Below are 16,330 nucleotides of genomic sequence, written 5' to 3' on the forward strand. Positions count from 1 at the left end.
ACGGGGCTTTAAATACAAGGTCGCGTTTTATTTAGACCTTTAACACTTGAAATAAACTTTAAAAGTAGATCCGACTCCTACTTTACTTTCAACTTCTATCTTTCCACCGTTATTATCCATAATCCTTTTCACTATATACATTCCAACTCCTGAACCTTCTACATGATTATGCAATCGCTTATACATGTTAAAAATTTCTGATATCTCGTTTTCCTTTATCCCCATCCCATTATCGCTTACCTTCAAAATGATATAATCCTTAATCATTTTGGTTGAGATATGGATTACTGGTGGTCTTTCCGGGGTCTTATACTTTATGGCATTAGACAATAGGTTAAACAAAATACTTCTTAAATTCTTAAGCGAAAAACTTATCTCCGGAGCGGCTTTAAAATCCTCTGTGATAACTGCACCTGAACTTTGTACCTGATCTTTAATCGATAATTTAATTTCCTCCACGACTTCTTTAAATACCACTTTCTCCGTTCCTGTTTCAATGTCTCCCTGCGCCTTTCCGATATTCCCTAATTCACTCAATACATCTTTAAACCTGACTATAGACTCATCCATCATTTCAGTAATTTCATTAGCCTTTGACTGAGTCTCAGGTACCTGTCCTTTCAGCAAGTGAAAAAGTGCTTCTATATTTTTAATCGGTGCTTTTAAATCATGCGAAGCTGTATATACAAAATTATCCAGGTCTTTATTTATCTTGTCCAATTGTTTGTTCTTCATTTCCAGCTCTTGATTCTTCTCAAACAATTCATTTGTCCTTTCTCCTATTTTTATCTCAAGCTGATTATTCAGATTTCTCAATTGTGCTTCCTTATCGATCAGGTTTGCAATTACTTCGCTGATCTTTTGAGCTGCTGGTTTAAAAATAAAAAATCCTTCAAGCAGCAAAACTAAAATGGTGATAACAAATAATACCAACTCTATCTTTTTCAGAAATAAAACTTTAAGTCTTGCTTCCTTTTCGAATTCCTTCACAATCGAATCCATAAGGTTAAGATATGAACTCTCATTTAAGAGTATAGTCTCTATGTTTCCCAAGATCAATCTTGAATTCCAGTGCTGATTTTCAATGACAGAAGAAATGATATTTGCGTTAGTGTATATTTCCTTAAAGTAATAATCTGCTTCTTCAAATAATAATTCAACCTGATGATTGGTATTCACCGGAAGATTTACAGAGGTATCGCCTAATCTTAGTCCATGGTGAAACTTGTCCCATGTATCTAAAGCTGCACGAAGCTTTTGTGCTGATTCGATCCTGAATAATGAATCAGGACTTCGCTCTATAGAAAGGCATAATTTACAGATCTTCTGGCTTAACATCCTTTGACGACCAGACATGTTAACCACATAAGAATCTTCAGTTTGATTAGATACTGCTCTTTGAATAAGGATTTGTCCAAGAAGGGTTAACAATGCAACAGCAGATAAAGCAAGAATGTATAGCTTCGTAAGTTTCCTTGAAGAATCAGATGGTATTGAACTATGACCTGCCGCCTTTTCCATGGATTTGAAAAAATAAAAATTAAAGTCAGGAAAGATTGTAAAAGATTCAACTAGTATTAATTATTCATCTATTTCCCAATCCTCTTTAAATTTTTCAAACAGATTAGGATTAATCTGTCTAAATTCATTTATATTTTCTTCATCCCATTCCTTGCCATCTGGGCTGGCTTTAGGCGTCCGGATGATTTCAGGCATCTCCTCATCTGTAAGTTCTTCATATGCTTCTGCAAAAAGGTAATTGTACTCTTCTCCAGCTTCGCTATCTTTAAGCGCCTCTTGCGACATCTGAGAAAGCGAATCAGAATTTTCAAGAGCACCATAATAAATTTCCTTCCCTCTGCCAATCAGCCAAGCTCTGAAATCTATAAATCCATCATCTGAACATCCACCTTGAATTGTATAAGCGGCAGCCCATAAGTCCCATTTGTAAGCCTGATCCATTAGATCCCAAAAAATCTCCTGAGCTTTTATTATTTCTCTTTTATCCAGATGCTGCAAAGCCTCTCGAAGATTGTCTAATTGTAAATAGATATCTTCGTTTGTATTTTTTTTCGATTGCTCAATTAAATCCCAAAATTTGCTGATATCCATAGTAATTTAATATAATTAAAAATAACCCTTATTCCAATTCTGCTTAACAATGAATTTTTATTATGCCTAAAAATATATGAAGACCTGAATAAACAGAAAATGTTTGAAATATTAATATTTACTCAAAGTTAGAATTGAATCATTTGCTTAAAATAGTTATAAAAAAATAATCCCGGAGGATATACGGGGAGTATATTGATCTCCGGGATCTTTCAACCAGCTATGGAAGTCCAAAAGTAGATAATATTTTAATATCATGCCAAACTTTTAGATTAAAAACATAATAAATAGGACCAATAGATTATTTACATGTACTAACATCTTTTATATTAATATTTTCGTTGTAATATTCAATGCATTTTTTTTATTTTTAATTGGATTTTTTACTAATTAGAAGTAATTTACTGATTAACAAGCTTCAACAATCAAAAGACAGCTCAATTACTATAAATTCCTTATTATCTATGCATTACATCTCACAATAATATTGGATAATACTTATACTAAACATTAAGATTTGATTTTGCTTAATAAATAAGATTTGAATTAAAGAATCGAATTACCGGCTATTATCGTTAAAATTACTTAAACTCCCTTAAATGAGAATTATAAAATTAACATTTCTACTTTTATTATATTGTACTGCAGCATTTTCCCAGAAAAACGCTCTTATAGGGGATTGGTATTTTATCAACAGGAATGGCATCATTCAAACCATTATTACAAAGGATTCAATTATTTCAAGACAACTATACTTTGACCTGTACCCTAAAGATTTACCGGCAGATAAGTACAAATATGAAAAAATTGCTTACAAAAAAAATCGAATATATGTCATATCTAAAAGTAAGAAAGGCAATGATTTAATGCATGCTTCTACCTTAGTAAATTTTGTTCCCGGTAAAAGTTTTCATATGGCTTGGAATGGGAATGACACTGCCGTGAAAGGAAATAAAAATCTTATCAGAACTTTAGAAAAAGATACTATTCTTAAATTCGGTTATGCTTTCTATTCTAAAAGTGAGATAGAAAGAATTCAGAAATTGAAAGAGGTTGAATCAATGAGCAAAGAGGAATTTGCGAAATATTGCAGAATATTTGTAAATCTTCACAATCAAACCATTTCAGAATTTGATAAATATGATCATGGTTATGCAGGAATTACATATATTTTTCAAATAACTGCCCAATCTTTACTCCATGCTGGCTATAATCCTATTGAATCTGAAGGCAAACTTGAAAAAATTTATATAAAATATGCTTCTGATCCGGAATTGAAAGAAATTCTTAACAGTCTTAGGATGCAATAAACTGATAATATTTTTTTATTGGTTATATTTTAAGGCTGAATTTTTCACTGGTCTTGTACAATTTTTTTAAAAATATTTTTAAACAATTTTCAAAAAATTATATTTAACCTTCGATTGAATCTAAGGAAAAGCCAAGATCTGTTCATACTGATCAGGCTTTTACTGATAGATTTCACTAATTAATAACTTTAACTAACCAACTAACTAGTACAATGAAAAAACAATTATTATCCATTGCCTTATTACTGGCATCTCTGACTTCTTTTGCGCAATTAGAACAAGGTAAATTACTTTTAGGTGGCCGTATTGGAATATCATCAACTTCACCAAACACGGTAAATGGCGGAACTACTGTAGATGGAGTAAAAACTACCTCATATTTTGTTACTCCTGCTATTGGATATTTCATTGCTGAAAATTTTGCATTAGGTTTAAATATCGGCTTTGGTGGGTATACTGAAAAAACTCCCGCAAATGCAGGTACACCAGAGTTGAAAGATAAAAATCCTTATTTCCTTATTGGTCCATTTGGAAGATATTACAAAAAATTCGGTGATAACTTTGCTGTTTTTGGGCAAGCGGCTATTGATTTCAGATTTGGTAAAAATAAAAATGAAACATATAATGCATTTTTTAATAGAATTGAGACTACTGAGAACAAAACAAGCTATTTTAGTCCAAATATAAGACCAGGTATTGTATTCTTCCCATATTCAAAAGTGGGCATTGAACTACTTGTCGGAAGAATCGGATATACTCACTCTGTTGTGAAATTTAATGACGACAGCAAGAGTAAAAATAATAGTGTAGACTTCAACTTTGACCTTGCTAATGTTCAACTAGGTGTGTTTTTATACTTATAATCTAAATATTATTAATTAAAAAACAAAGGCCATTTGACTATACAAATGGCCTTTATTTTTTGGGTTATGATCCGATATTTTAAACTTTATTATTTATCTAATAGCTTAAAATAGAAAGGCTATCAAAATGACAGCCTTCCATAAATTCATAATATCTCATCAACTATCTTATTAAAACTCTTCAACTTCAATATCCTTATTTAAAACCCCAACCTTAATTTCCCCTTTCAAATTACTTACAGGGTTTTTCTCATCTTTTTCAAACTTAATTTGTGAAATATAAGGTATCACAGCATACATTAATGGATCCTTTCCATGTGACCTTCTCAGTTCTTTTATATTTCCAGCCTGATCCAATGTAAAATAGAAGGCGCCAATCCCATCTATGTCCCTGATTGCATCAAGAGAAGGTAAATTCGTGACTTTCCAACCGGGAATACTAATTTCAAATCCCTGTTTTTCTATTTCTGTCTTCCTGTTTGAATATTGATATTCTCTTTTTATTATCTGATCATTAGTTGCATATGTGTATTTAACTGAATAATCAAGTTGACCATTTTTCTTATAACTTTCCTTTTTAATAAGCTGGCTCTTGTTGTTGTAATAATATTTGTCCGTAAGAAAAATCTCAGAATTCGCAAAGTGATAAGTAGTTCTTGCTTTTCTTCCAATGCTATCATAAGCATGCCTTTCTATATTTAACCCGAAATCGAGTATCTTTTTGTCTTTGTCATAACTTCTGACTTCTATCAACTGCTTACCAGCATAAGTGTACTTAACCACAGCTTTTTCCAGATTACCAACTCCTCTTAGTCTTCCTCTTTTATCAAAATTAAATTCATCTGTAAGCTGATTATTTTTATACTTAAATCTCTTAACAGCTGGTTTATTCGCAAGATCAAGATAAGAACCATCAATATAATGATTACTGATTTCGGCAATCAGACCTTCGTCGTTATATTTATATAATGTATATGATGGGTATTCCAAAGCTTCAGAAGTAGTGTCTGGCTTTATCATCTGACCATCTTTATTGAAGTATGATTTCTTTTCCAGTTTTCCCTTTCTGTCATATTCATATTTAATTGTCGCTATCCCACTCAGATCATTTTCCAGTTTGCCATAAAAGTTGACTCTGTTTTTCTGAATTAATCTATCTTTTTTATCTATTACTTCAGTCTTTATTGTTTGGGAAATACCTGAAATACTGATTAATACTAGCAGAATGAAGGGTACTAACTTTTTATAATCCATTGCTAACTTTAATTATTAAAATAGAAAAATACTTAACAGATTGACTTATTTTTAAGATGCTAAAATTAATAAAATAAATCCAATTTTAAATAGGTTTATTTCACTTTAAAGTATTAACGTTAATATGTATTTTCCCTGATAGGAATTGCGCACAAAAACACCAATAATCTGAATAACAATACTTTACTATATTGATTATTTTTAATAGAATAAACAAAAGGGTAAAAACGGAAAAAGAGCAGATACCTCTGCCCTTTTTTAAATTACTTCTTTAATGCAAATTCCTGTTTATCTGCAACTTTAGCCCCATCAAAACTTTTTTCCGTTAATACTCTGGTCTTGCGCATTTTAATTTTAGAATTCAATGCTTCGATAATACCGGCAAACGCCATTGCAAAGTAAATGTATGTCTTGTCAACATGAACACCAGAACCTTCCATCACAAGCATTGCGCCTATCATGATAAGAAAAGATAATGCCAGAACTTTCAATGATGGCCTTGATTCAACAAAATCTGATATTTTTCCAGATAAAAAGAACATTAAAGTCATTGATAATACAACTGCGGAAATCATTATTTCAACGCTATCTACCAGACCAATTGCTGTTAGTATCGAGTCTGCTGAGAACACCAGATCTATCAGCACAATTTGTAAAATCACTTTTACAAAAGTACCCTCCGTCTGTTCCTCTTTTATTTCATCATGAAATAAACCATGTATTTCTGATGTACTCTTATGAATCAGGAAAAGACCACCTGCAAGAAGTATCAGATCTCTTACAGATACTGGGTGATTCAATCCACCTGTTGTAGTTACACTGAATAGTGGATCTTTCATATGCGCAAGATCTGCAATGAATAATAAGGCAACTATCCTTACTCCCAAAGCCAGCACAAGGCCTATTTTTCTGGCAAGGGCCGCCTTCTTTTTATTCTGAAGACCATTAGCAAGCAAGCCTATAAAAATAATATTGTCAATCCCCAGCACTATCTCCATTGTTGTTAATACAAATATTGAAACTAGTATAGTTATCATCGTTAATTTTTTAAGTTTTATATTTTTTAATTAAAAGATTCATTTGTTATAAATACTGATGACGAATTAGTTTTACAGTATCCTCAATGCTTCTCGTACTGGCAGGTTGACCAATTGCGACAAACTTCCAGTTGTCTCCATTACGAACTATTTTTGCCATAATCATTGCTACCTTGCCTTGAAAACCAGGTTCAGAAGCAAGATCAAAATATGCGAAAGCTTTTTTAGATTCTGCCAAACTTCCATCTACCAGTCTTATTTTGGCATAAGGAATAGTATGAAATTCCTGTCCTTTATAGGAGTTCAGATATACCACTATTGATTCTACTTTTGGAGATACCTTTTTAAGATTGATGGATATAATTTCATTATCCTTTTCATCTTCATATGTATCACCTGTAAGATCATCACCTGTGTGATAGATTGAACTATCGTTTGATCTTCTTTTATTAAAATAAACAGTGTCTATTACCCTTTTGTCTTTATCAAACATTGTTACACTCCCATCCAGATCTACATTGACTTGAAGCAGTCCCCATAGTTTAGATATCTTTCCCCAGTTAAGACCCAGGAACATTGTCTCCAGATTTTTACCATCTTTTTCAAGATTTATAGATGATCCTTTTTTAAGATTTATCATTTTTTAGTTCTTTTAATTTTCAATTCATTATTTAAGCATATATATCAATCAAGCCTTGAAGCCCTTTATTATTGCCTGTACCGGTAGCAGTAAAGTGCCATTCATTATTTTTCTTTGTTAATGTACCAAATACTACTGCAGTGTTTCCACCAAACTCAGCATCCAGGTCATATCTTAATAATTCTGTTTGTGTTTCCACATCAAAGATCCTTATATAAGCATCTGCCAGCATACCATAGTGATGTTTTCTTATCTCTGCGTCATGAATAGATACTGCAATAACCATTTCTTCACAGGAAGGATTAATAAGGTCCATATTGGCTAATACCAATTCATCATCATCATCACCTACACCTGTCCTGTTATCACCTGTATGCTTAATGCAACCATCAGGAGAAGTAAGATTGTTATAGAAGACAAAGTACTCATCGGATAACAGTTTACCGTTTTTTCCATTCATGAACACTGAAGCATCAAGGTCAAGCCTTTGGGATACATATTCCCATCCAAGACCAATCATAATCTTTTTTAAACCAGGTTGATTTTTCGTAAGATTAAACGAGTTTCCTTTTTTCAAATTAATTGACATATAGTTTTATTATTGGTTAAAGAATTTATTTATATCATCATTATTGTCTATTGCTTTAGGCTTCAGAGAATAAAATTCATTGATCTCATTTGCTTTGTTTTGTTTGTTATTGTTTTTTAAAAGCTCATTTTCGATCTGCTTCATTTTGCTCTGATTCTTTTCTTTTTTTTCTTCTGCTATCTGAGCCTGTAATGCCTGAAAATCCTCTTCTATTTTGTATGAAGTGAAAGATTCTTCAAGCTTCATGACTTCATGATTTTCAGCATCAGTAAGCTCAAGTAAAGCTTCCGACTCCGCCTCCAGTTTGTTAATCTTTTCTTCTAGTCTGGATACTTCAGACAAAGCAGTGTTATTTAATCCACCAAGAGATTCGGCCAGGTTTTTCTGAGCTTTAGCTGTTTCATACTTTGCTGCATAAATTGATTTCTTAGCTTTCAGCTCTTCGTGCTTCATCTTAAAGCGTTTTAGCTGTTGCTTCTGGTCTTCAATTTTTGCTTTTAGCATTTCATTCAAAGCATGATACTCTTCTGCTTTCTTTTCCGCAATTGCTTTATGCTCCAATGCAGTTCTGGCAAGCTCTGCATGATTCTGAGCAATTGCAGCCTTAGCCTTTACTTTCCATGACTCAGTTTCCAGCAAAGCTTGATTCAACTCTCGTTCCTTACTTTTCTGATCCGCAAGTGCCAAGGCAATAGCCTTAGTCATGCTCTGCAGATTCTTTTCTGATTCATGCACAGCAAGCGCATACATCTCTACAGGGTTTTCCACCGAGTCTAAAGCAGACATAGCTTTAGACTTAAACAGGTTGTTGAACCTGTTGAAAATAAATTTCCACATGTTATTTTATTTATTATTTGATTGATTTACCGGATAAGAGTATTAGTAGGCTTCCGGTAAGCCTAGTATTATAAAGGGCTATGGAAGCTCAACTACAACTTTTGGAGCAGTGGCAAAAAAAGAATAAATAAAAAAAGATAATGTCGTTTTCATTGTATTTCTATAGCATTGCTATAGTTATTGTTTATTTTAATGAGCTTACAAAATGCAAGACTCATGCCAAACTACCACAGGAGTGTAAAAGGAAGATTTCCACAATTTTAAAAATTTGTAGTTCTGATTTAAAATGAGCAGAATATATGTCAAAAAAATATTAGCACAAAAAGTTTAAATCTAAAAGTCCAAGGATTCCAACAATAAGGGATGCAACTCCAATTGCAGTGGTAAATGGTAAAAGAGATCTGGATAATTTCTCCAATGATTCTCCAATTCCTGGAATATTTATAAGAGTATCAGTTAAAAGCACAAGGCCGGCTAGAATTCCTGTCAAGTCATATATTGCACACCCAGGACGAAACAAAAAGATCAATCCCAAAATAAGAGATGTAAACCCGATAACCACCTTAAAACCAGTAAGCCAATTACTAAGCTTTAAAATACTATCAGATATGCTTTTGATTTTCATCAGAGTAGAAGTCGCCAGTATAATTCCTGCAGCAATATTAGATAAATCGAAGATGGTATCCATTTGATAAAGTAAATCTGACCACGAATATCTTCTGAAATTAGATAAGTTGCAAATAAAGAAAATCGATTTTTATTTTATTAAAAGAAGCTGTATAACAACAAATTACTATTTTTACGTTAAGGAAAATGGCTAAAAAAATTCAATATAAAACCGATTTTATCCCAACCATAACTTATTGACATTCGTACATAAAATAATTTTTGAAACAAAACTCTATGAAAAAAATCATTCGCTCTTCTTTCTTTTTGACTTTAATCGCTCTTTCTGTCCTGACAGGATGTAAAAAAGACGAAACGGATCCTAATACGAAGACCGTACCTACTAATCTGAAACAAAATGATAATACTGGTTCAACTGAAGTTGACGAAGCTATTTCGAATGTAAATGATGTTATTAGTAACCAAATTGGAGGTGGTGCAGCAAATGCAAGAATTGCAGCTTATGATTTGCCTTGCGGTGTAGTTAAGTTTGATTCCACTGTATCTTCAGGCAAAAAGACCTATACATTAAAATTTGGTGACCAAAATAAGTGCGGATATAAAAAGAAAAGCGGAGATGTTTCATTTAAGCTTGAAAACGGCTCTCACTTTAATGATATAGATGCAAAATTCACTATCACATTTATTAACTACACTGTAGAATCCAATGCTACAGGCCAGAGTGTGACAGTAAACGGAACAATAGCAGTAACCAACCTTACAGGTGGTTATATCTGGCAAGTTGTTATACCTTCTGATAACGCATTACATAAAGATGATGTAACGCACAGTGTAAGAGGTAAATTTATGGTAACTCATTCAAATGGAGCTGTTCGTGAAAGAAATTATTTCCAGAAAAGAACATGGGCATCAACTTCAGGTTGGGCAGGCTTAAGATTAACATTATCCGGTGATACAACGGCAATGCTTGGAACCAATACATATTCCAATGTATATGAAACCGGAAAAACCCTTGATGGAAACTTTGACTATGTTTCAAACCTAAGCGAAAATTTCCTTTGGTCTAACTGCGGTGCCACCTGGGCTGGACCTTATGTACTTGTTAAAGGTAAAGCAAGAGCAAACGTAAATATACCCAATGTTACCCCAGCATATTTTGATGTTCAAGCTGGATATATCTACAATATATCAAATACGACTGCAACTCCAACTACTGATGCCAATCTTTGTGATGCCAATGCGTATAAAATAACAATTGAATTGGGAACGTACCTAAAGTCAGAACAATACCAATTATACTAATCAAATCAAATTATTATAATAAAACGGCCTTTTCCCGCAAACGGAAAGGCCGTTTTATTTTTACATCACCCGGATATTACCAAACTTTTAAGGTATTGTCATCGTACCATATTTAAACCGGTTTTGATGAACCATTTATGAAAAAATCAAATTGCGTCATAGTCTTATACCTAATTGCTTGTCTACCAATCCTTCTTTCTTGCACAAAAGAAGAAACAGGACCAGCAAAGTCAGTTCCCTCTCAGTTAAAACAAGACGACAGATCTGCCTCTGTTGAGACTAATCAGATAATGTTGGATGTAACAGACTTTATAGGCTATAAGATAGGAAAAAATGAGGGTTCCTATACTTTACCCTGCGGTATTCTTAGAGTTGATTCAGCAACAGTCAATAGTAATAATAAAAAGATTTATAATTTATATTACGATGATAAAATTATCTGCAATGAAAAAATAAGAAAAGGATACGTTTCAATACAGCTGAAAAAAGGAAATAGTTATGGAGAAAAGGATGCTGAATGCAGCATTACATTTAAAGATTTCAATATAAAAATCATTGATTCAGAACAAACAATTTCAATAGTCGGAACAGTAACGCATACAAATCTTTCAGGTGGCTATCACTGGCAGGCGGCTCAACCAATTGGAACAGCCTTATATAAAGATTCTGTGCAAACCACGATTACCGGAAAGCTTTCTGTCAAACATACCAATGGAGAAGTAAGAGAGAAAAATTATTCTCAAAAAAGAACCTGGAAATCAACAGGTGGCTGGATTGGAATGTCAATAAGACTATCAGGAATTTCAGAGCCGGTATTCAAAGGCTCACCTGTTAAAAATGTTATTGAATCAAGTAAAACCCTTATCGGATATAATGATTATGTAATATTCATGAAAGAAGATTACCTATGGAAGAGTTACGGCGAAACCAAAGCGGGTCCTTTTGTACTTGTGAACGGTCATTCCTGTATTGAAACAGATATAAAACTTGCATTAAATTCCGGCCCTGAGACAATAGATATTGAAGCAGGCTATAGATACACAGGAAGTGATATTCCTACTCCTAAAAAAGTTAAAAACTCAAGTTCTAACGCCTTTAAAATTTACTACCCACTCAGTGAAAATATTGATGAGATAATATACCAGTATTATTAATACTAAAAAGCAAAAGCTCCTTCTTGGGAGCTTTTGTATTTTTTACCCTTTGTAAAAGGTATTTATTTCACAATAGTTCTATTTCCTGTTTATCATATATACAGCGAATATTCCTAGTCCCCCTCCAATGATGGTATGAATTTCTGGTACTTCTTTTAAAAAAATCCATGAGCCTAAAGCTGCAGAAAACGGTACGAGGAAAATAAATGTACTGGCTTTTCCAGCACCAAGTCTTGAAGTGGCAACAAAGAAAAATGTAGTGGCAAGAGCCGTTGTAATAGTTGCACTAAAAAAAAGATTTATCCAGAAAATAAGATCTATCCTTTTAAATACTTCAATACTTTCATGATAGTCAGATATTAATGCTATAATAATTGTACATAAGCCATACATCCATAGACTAAAAGCTATTGGGGAACCATAACGTCCTGATCTTGCAGTAAACAGACTTAAGAAGGCCCATGTAAAAGTAGCCATAACAAAATAACTATTGCCTGCATTCCAGATTTTATGCCAGTTATTCCAGATCTGAAGCAAGAAAGCTCCGGCAATCAAACCAATTGAAAGACCAATTATTTCATATTTTCCCGGTTTCTTTTTGGCATAAATCAACATTATAACATAAGAAATTATCGGATTTAATGTAGTAACCAAAACCCCTCCTGCTCCTGCTTTACCAACAGAAAGACCTTTAAAAAAGAGATATGTATAAAGAGCTATTAATAAAGCAGCACAAATAAGGTCCAGCAAGCCTTTTCTGAGAATGCTAAGCTTCTCTCCCGTAAACAATACTATGATGAACAATGAAATAAATGTCACAAAGAACCGGTAAAGCGTAATATTCAGAGGGGTTCCGTAACCACTCATAATCTTCCCTGATGTCCAGCTTAATCCCCAGCAAAACATACTTACAACTAACCCGGCCAGGAACAGATTATCTTTTTTGTGATTTTCAGACGACATGCTAAAACTTCAATTTTAAACTATATAAAATCAAAGTTAAAGGAATTTCCAATTGAGTTCTTCAATAAGTATAAAAAATAAAAGCCCCCGACATCTCGGGGGCTTTACTATCATTTACTTACAACACTTATCTTTTTTCTTTTTTTTGCCTTCATGTTTGCAGCAGGCTTCCGATTTTTCTTTGCAGCATTTTACATCTCCTTTTGCGCAAACCTCATCCTTGCAGCAAGATCCATCTTTACAAGCTTCAGCTGTTGTGCAACAGGCTTTGTTTTCCGCCTTTTTGCAACAATCCTGATCTTTCTTGCAACATTCCATCTTCTTTTTACAGCATTCTGGTTTGTCATCATTAAGAGCGCTCGCCAATGATAGATTAGCGAAAGAAAGGAAGAAACCTATAAGAGCAATTAAAATATGATTTTTCATCTTGATTTAATAATTTAAAGTATTAGAATAATTTTTATTAATAGTTGCCTGTTAAGCAATGTAATCCGCAATATGATAATATCTGATTATCCTGTCTTGAACATATCAGAAAATATCATATACATTAAGTATCTAAGCAATACTTAGATATGCGAACTTCAATTAAAAACTCTGACTACTAAATTCTAAATACCTGATGGAGGACCGATAGATCCTGGGTTATAAGAGGTGGACTATAGCTATAAAAAAGGACTTGTGAGTCCTCTGCTTGCAAATGCTCAAATGCTACATAAAAATAAGCAGCAGCAAACAAAATTATATCCGGGATATTATCAAAATTCCCTTGTCTTAAAAGATCTGAATCAAGCTTTTTAAGTTCTGATTTTACCTCACAGCAATTGTTACTTTCTTTGGTATTCTTGCAGCAATTCTTTTCAGCACTTTTACACATTAAATTATTTCCAGCTCTGTATTTACAGATAGCACTAGTAGTCGTCACTCCTATCACAGAGATTAGAAGTGCAAATACAAGAACGATATTTATAAATCTTTGGAAATACATGATATGGCATTCAATAAACCAAGGAATAGTTACCAAGGTTCCATACTTAAAAGTATATACGATCTTTTTTATAAAAAAGTATAACTGATTTTATAAAAAAATATCTACTCTAATCATACATAGAATAGTCAATTTATTTTTTCACAATAAAATTAAAATAACTATCTGATTTATAAAAGTTATACTTAACACATGAATCAGAAGTTAATGTAATATAAAAGAAGATAAGACAACAATTTTCAGATTTATCGTATATAGTTTCAAATTACATACAATTCCTTCTTCCAACAAGATCCAAACCAGGAATACGCTAAGAGGATATCTTTTAATTATCAATATTTATTAAATACCAGATGAATATTTCAGTTTTCAGTAAAACCAGCAATTCAAAAACAAAAGAACTCGAAGAGAGAGTAACTGCATTAGAAGCACAAATTATAGCCGCTTCCGAATTTGTTAAAGAAATAGAGAAAGGAAATTTAACTGCAGAATATAAGTATAATGGTGAATCAGAAACAGATAATGCACTGAGTACTTCACTTATAAGTCTCAGGAATCAGTTAAAGAATTATGCAGTTGAAGAAAAGGAAAGAAACTGGGTAACCGAAGGATTGGCGAGATTCATTGATATCCTTCGATCAAAAAACAATGACATGAACGAGCTTACAGATGATATAATCAGGAATCTGATTAAATATCTGGAGGCAAATCAGGGCGCGTTATATATTATTAATGACCATAACCCTCAGGATATATTTTTAGAGATAAAAGCTTGTTATGCATTTGAAAGAAAAAAATACATCGATCAAAGAATAGAAATAGGTGAAGGCCTTGCTGGGCAAGCTGTAATGGAAAAAGAAACCATTTATATGACAGAGATACCCGGCCATTATTTAAGAATTACCTCTGGTTTGGGAGAAGGCAGTGCCAGAAATCTTCTGATCGTTCCGTTAAAACTGGATGATCAGGTACTTGGAGTGCTGGAAATTGCATCCTTTTCTTTATTTAAAAAATATCAAATTGAGTTTGTTGAAAGGCTTGGAGAAAGTATTGCATCAACAGTAAAAGCTGTTAAAATTAACCAACGGACCAATAAGCTTCTTCAGGATACACAAGCCCAAACACAGCAGTTAAGGGAGCAGGAAGAAGAAGTCAGACAAAACATGGAAGAACTTTCTGCAACTCAGGAAGAAATGAAACGCGTCCTTACTCAAGCTCAGGAAAAGGAAAGTTATCTGAATGAATTGATCAACGTTCCTAAAGACAGCATATTTACCATTGATAAGGATTATAAAATCATAAGTTACAATAGAGCTTTTTCAGCAGGCATAGAGGCCATGACTGGTAAAATGGACTTTAAAGGTTTTGATTTTCTTTCATTATTTCCTGATCAGAATGAAAAACAAAAACAAAAAGCTATGTATGCAAGAGCTTTTGCAGGGGAAAACTTTGAAGATACCAATGAATATGATACCAATGGAGTGAAATCCTATTTTACCACCAACCTTGCTCCTATTTATGGTAAAGAAGGGGAAGTTACAGCCGTGGCCTGCTTCGGCAAAGATGTGACAGCCCTGATGAGTGCTCAAAAGCAAACTGAAAAACTGCTAAACGAATCACGCCAGAAATCAGAGGAGCTTATGGCCCAAGAGGAAGAGCTTCGCCAAAATATGGAAGAACTTTCAACTACTCAAGAAGAGATGGAAAGAATTCTGAGTGAGGTAAAAGAAAAAGAAAGTTATCTTACTGAATTGATCAATGTGCCAAAGGATACAATCTTCACAGTAGACAGGGATTATAAAATTCTGAGCTACAACAAATCTTTTTCAATGGCCCTTGAAGCATTTACAGGAAATATCGATTTAAAGGGATTTCCTTTCCTTGACCTATTCCAAACTGAAGCTGACAAGCAAAAGCAAATTGCTTTATATGAAAGAGCTTTTAAAGGTGAAAACTTTGAGATTACTAATGAATATGATGATAATAATGGTGGGATGATTTATATTACAACGAACCTTGCACCATTACATGATAAAAACAATAAAATCTTTGCTGTAGCAAGCTTTGGTAAAGACATCACTAAATTAATCGCAGCACAGAAGCAGTCAGAAAAATTACTGGAAGAGAGCCAACTGAAATCCGAGGAACTATTATCTCAGGAAGAAGAACTTCGTCAAAATATGGAAGAGCTTTCTGCAACCCAGGAAGAAATGCAACGTATTCTAGAGGACGTTCAGCAAAAAGAGCGATATCTGAAAGAACTGATAAATGTGCCGAAGGACAGCATATTTACCGTTGGTAAAGATTATTGTTTGATTGACTGGAACAAAGCATTTGCTGCCGGTCTTGAGGCTGTAGGAATCAAAGATCTAGCTGGCTTCAACCTGATGAATCTGTTTCCAGATGAATCAGTTAAACAGAAGCAGATCGATATATACGCAAGAGCATTTAAAGGTGAAAACTTTGAAATAGTGACGGAATATTCCCAGGATAATAATATTTCCTTCTACGCTTCTAATTACGCACCCTTACGGAATGATAAAGGAGAAATAAATGCAGTAGCATGTTTTTCAAAAGATGTTACCGAACTTATGGCTGCTAAAAAGAATAATAAAAAATAAGATTTAGTTTAGTTTAGAGTTGTTTTATCAGAC

Annotated in this window: 16 protein-coding genes; 5 read left to right on the top strand and 11 right to left on the bottom strand. The window is 33.3% G+C overall.

What is annotated here, in order from left to right:
• Nucleotides 1-39: 39 nt before the first annotated feature.
• A complete protein-coding gene (locus K350_RS31275) occupies nucleotides 40-1,521 on the bottom strand; it encodes an ATP-binding protein (protein ID WP_051313150.1) in 1,482 nt (493 codons plus the stop codon).
• Nucleotides 1,522-1,581: 60 nt separating this feature from the next.
• Nucleotides 1,582-2,112: a DUF4240 domain-containing protein gene (locus K350_RS28845; RefSeq protein WP_051313151.1), complete on the bottom strand. Its 531-nt coding sequence runs from the start codon at nucleotides 2,110-2,112 to the stop codon at nucleotides 1,582-1,584.
• 599 nt (nucleotides 2,113-2,711) lie between these two features.
• Between K350_RS28845 and K350_RS0114375 the strand changes: the two genes are divergently transcribed.
• On the top strand, nucleotides 2,712-3,422 hold the full coding sequence (locus K350_RS0114375; RefSeq protein WP_028980510.1) for a hypothetical protein: 711 nt from the start codon (nucleotides 2,712-2,714) through the stop codon (nucleotides 3,420-3,422).
• A gap of 212 nt (nucleotides 3,423-3,634) precedes the next feature.
• The gene (locus tag K350_RS0114380; RefSeq protein ID WP_028980511.1) at nucleotides 3,635-4,285 is read left to right on the top strand and encodes an outer membrane beta-barrel protein; all 651 of its coding nucleotides are present in this window, start codon (nucleotides 3,635-3,637) and stop codon (nucleotides 4,283-4,285) included.
• Nucleotides 4,286-4,456: 171 nt separating this feature from the next.
• Here K350_RS0114380 and K350_RS0114385 read toward each other — a convergent pair whose 3' ends face one another.
• The 6 genes from K350_RS0114385 to K350_RS0114410 all read right to left on the bottom strand — a co-directional run bounded on the left by K350_RS0114385 (nucleotide 4,457) and on the right by K350_RS0114410 (nucleotide 9,330).
• On the bottom strand, nucleotides 4,457-5,539 hold the full coding sequence (locus K350_RS0114385) for a hypothetical protein (protein ID WP_028980512.1): 1,083 nt from the start codon (nucleotides 5,537-5,539) through the stop codon (nucleotides 4,457-4,459).
• A 263-nt stretch (nucleotides 5,540-5,802) separates the two neighbouring features.
• Complete coding sequence (locus K350_RS0114390; RefSeq protein WP_037575733.1) at nucleotides 5,803-6,576, bottom strand: TerC family protein; 774 nt, start codon at nucleotides 6,574-6,576, stop codon at nucleotides 5,803-5,805.
• Between the two features lie 46 nt (nucleotides 6,577-6,622).
• Nucleotides 6,623-7,216 (bottom strand): TerD family protein, encoded by a 594-nt coding sequence (locus K350_RS0114395; protein ID WP_028980514.1) that lies wholly within the window; start codon nucleotides 7,214-7,216, stop codon nucleotides 6,623-6,625.
• Nucleotides 7,217-7,247: 31 nt separating this feature from the next.
• Entirely contained in the window at nucleotides 7,248-7,805 is a 558-nt protein-coding gene (locus K350_RS0114400; protein ID WP_028980515.1) for a TerD family protein, read from the bottom strand.
• 9 nt (nucleotides 7,806-7,814) lie between these two features.
• Nucleotides 7,815-8,642: a PspA/IM30 family protein gene (locus K350_RS0114405; RefSeq protein ID WP_081671011.1), complete on the bottom strand. Its 828-nt coding sequence runs from the start codon at nucleotides 8,640-8,642 to the stop codon at nucleotides 7,815-7,817.
• Nucleotides 8,643-8,955: 313 nt separating this feature from the next.
• Entirely contained in the window at nucleotides 8,956-9,330 is a 375-nt protein-coding gene (locus K350_RS0114410; protein ID WP_028980517.1) for a hypothetical protein, read from the bottom strand.
• 215 nt (nucleotides 9,331-9,545) lie between these two features.
• On the opposite strand from K350_RS0114410, the gene K350_RS0114415 reads away from it, so the two are divergent.
• Nucleotides 9,546-10,571: a hypothetical protein gene (locus K350_RS0114415; RefSeq protein WP_028980518.1), complete on the top strand. Its 1,026-nt coding sequence runs from the start codon at nucleotides 9,546-9,548 to the stop codon at nucleotides 10,569-10,571.
• A 137-nt stretch (nucleotides 10,572-10,708) separates the two neighbouring features.
• Nucleotides 10,709-11,725, top strand: coding sequence for a hypothetical protein (locus K350_RS0114420; protein WP_028980519.1), 1,017 nt, complete (start codon nucleotides 10,709-10,711; stop codon nucleotides 11,723-11,725).
• A gap of 78 nt (nucleotides 11,726-11,803) precedes the next feature.
• Here K350_RS0114420 and K350_RS0114425 read toward each other — a convergent pair whose 3' ends face one another.
• The 3 genes from K350_RS0114425 to K350_RS28850 form a co-directional block, all read right to left on the bottom strand.
• Nucleotides 11,804-12,688, bottom strand: coding sequence for a DMT family transporter (locus tag K350_RS0114425; RefSeq protein WP_245598663.1), 885 nt, complete (start codon nucleotides 12,686-12,688; stop codon nucleotides 11,804-11,806).
• A gap of 114 nt (nucleotides 12,689-12,802) precedes the next feature.
• Nucleotides 12,803-13,114, bottom strand: a complete 312-nt coding sequence (locus K350_RS32380) for a hypothetical protein (RefSeq protein ID WP_156027048.1) — start codon at nucleotides 13,112-13,114, stop codon at nucleotides 12,803-12,805.
• 178 nt (nucleotides 13,115-13,292) lie between these two features.
• Nucleotides 13,293-13,676, bottom strand: coding sequence for an HYC_CC_PP family protein (locus K350_RS28850; protein WP_037575737.1), 384 nt, complete (start codon nucleotides 13,674-13,676; stop codon nucleotides 13,293-13,295).
• A 353-nt stretch (nucleotides 13,677-14,029) separates the two neighbouring features.
• Between K350_RS28850 and K350_RS31280 the strand changes: the two genes are divergently transcribed.
• Complete coding sequence (locus tag K350_RS31280; protein ID WP_051313152.1) at nucleotides 14,030-16,297, top strand: PAS domain-containing protein; 2,268 nt, start codon at nucleotides 14,030-14,032, stop codon at nucleotides 16,295-16,297.
• Nucleotides 16,298-16,330 lie beyond the last annotated feature (33 nt).

Source organism: Sporocytophaga myxococcoides DSM 11118 (assembly GCF_000426725.1).
GTDB lineage: Bacteria > Bacteroidota > Bacteroidia > Cytophagales > Cytophagaceae > Sporocytophaga > Sporocytophaga myxococcoides.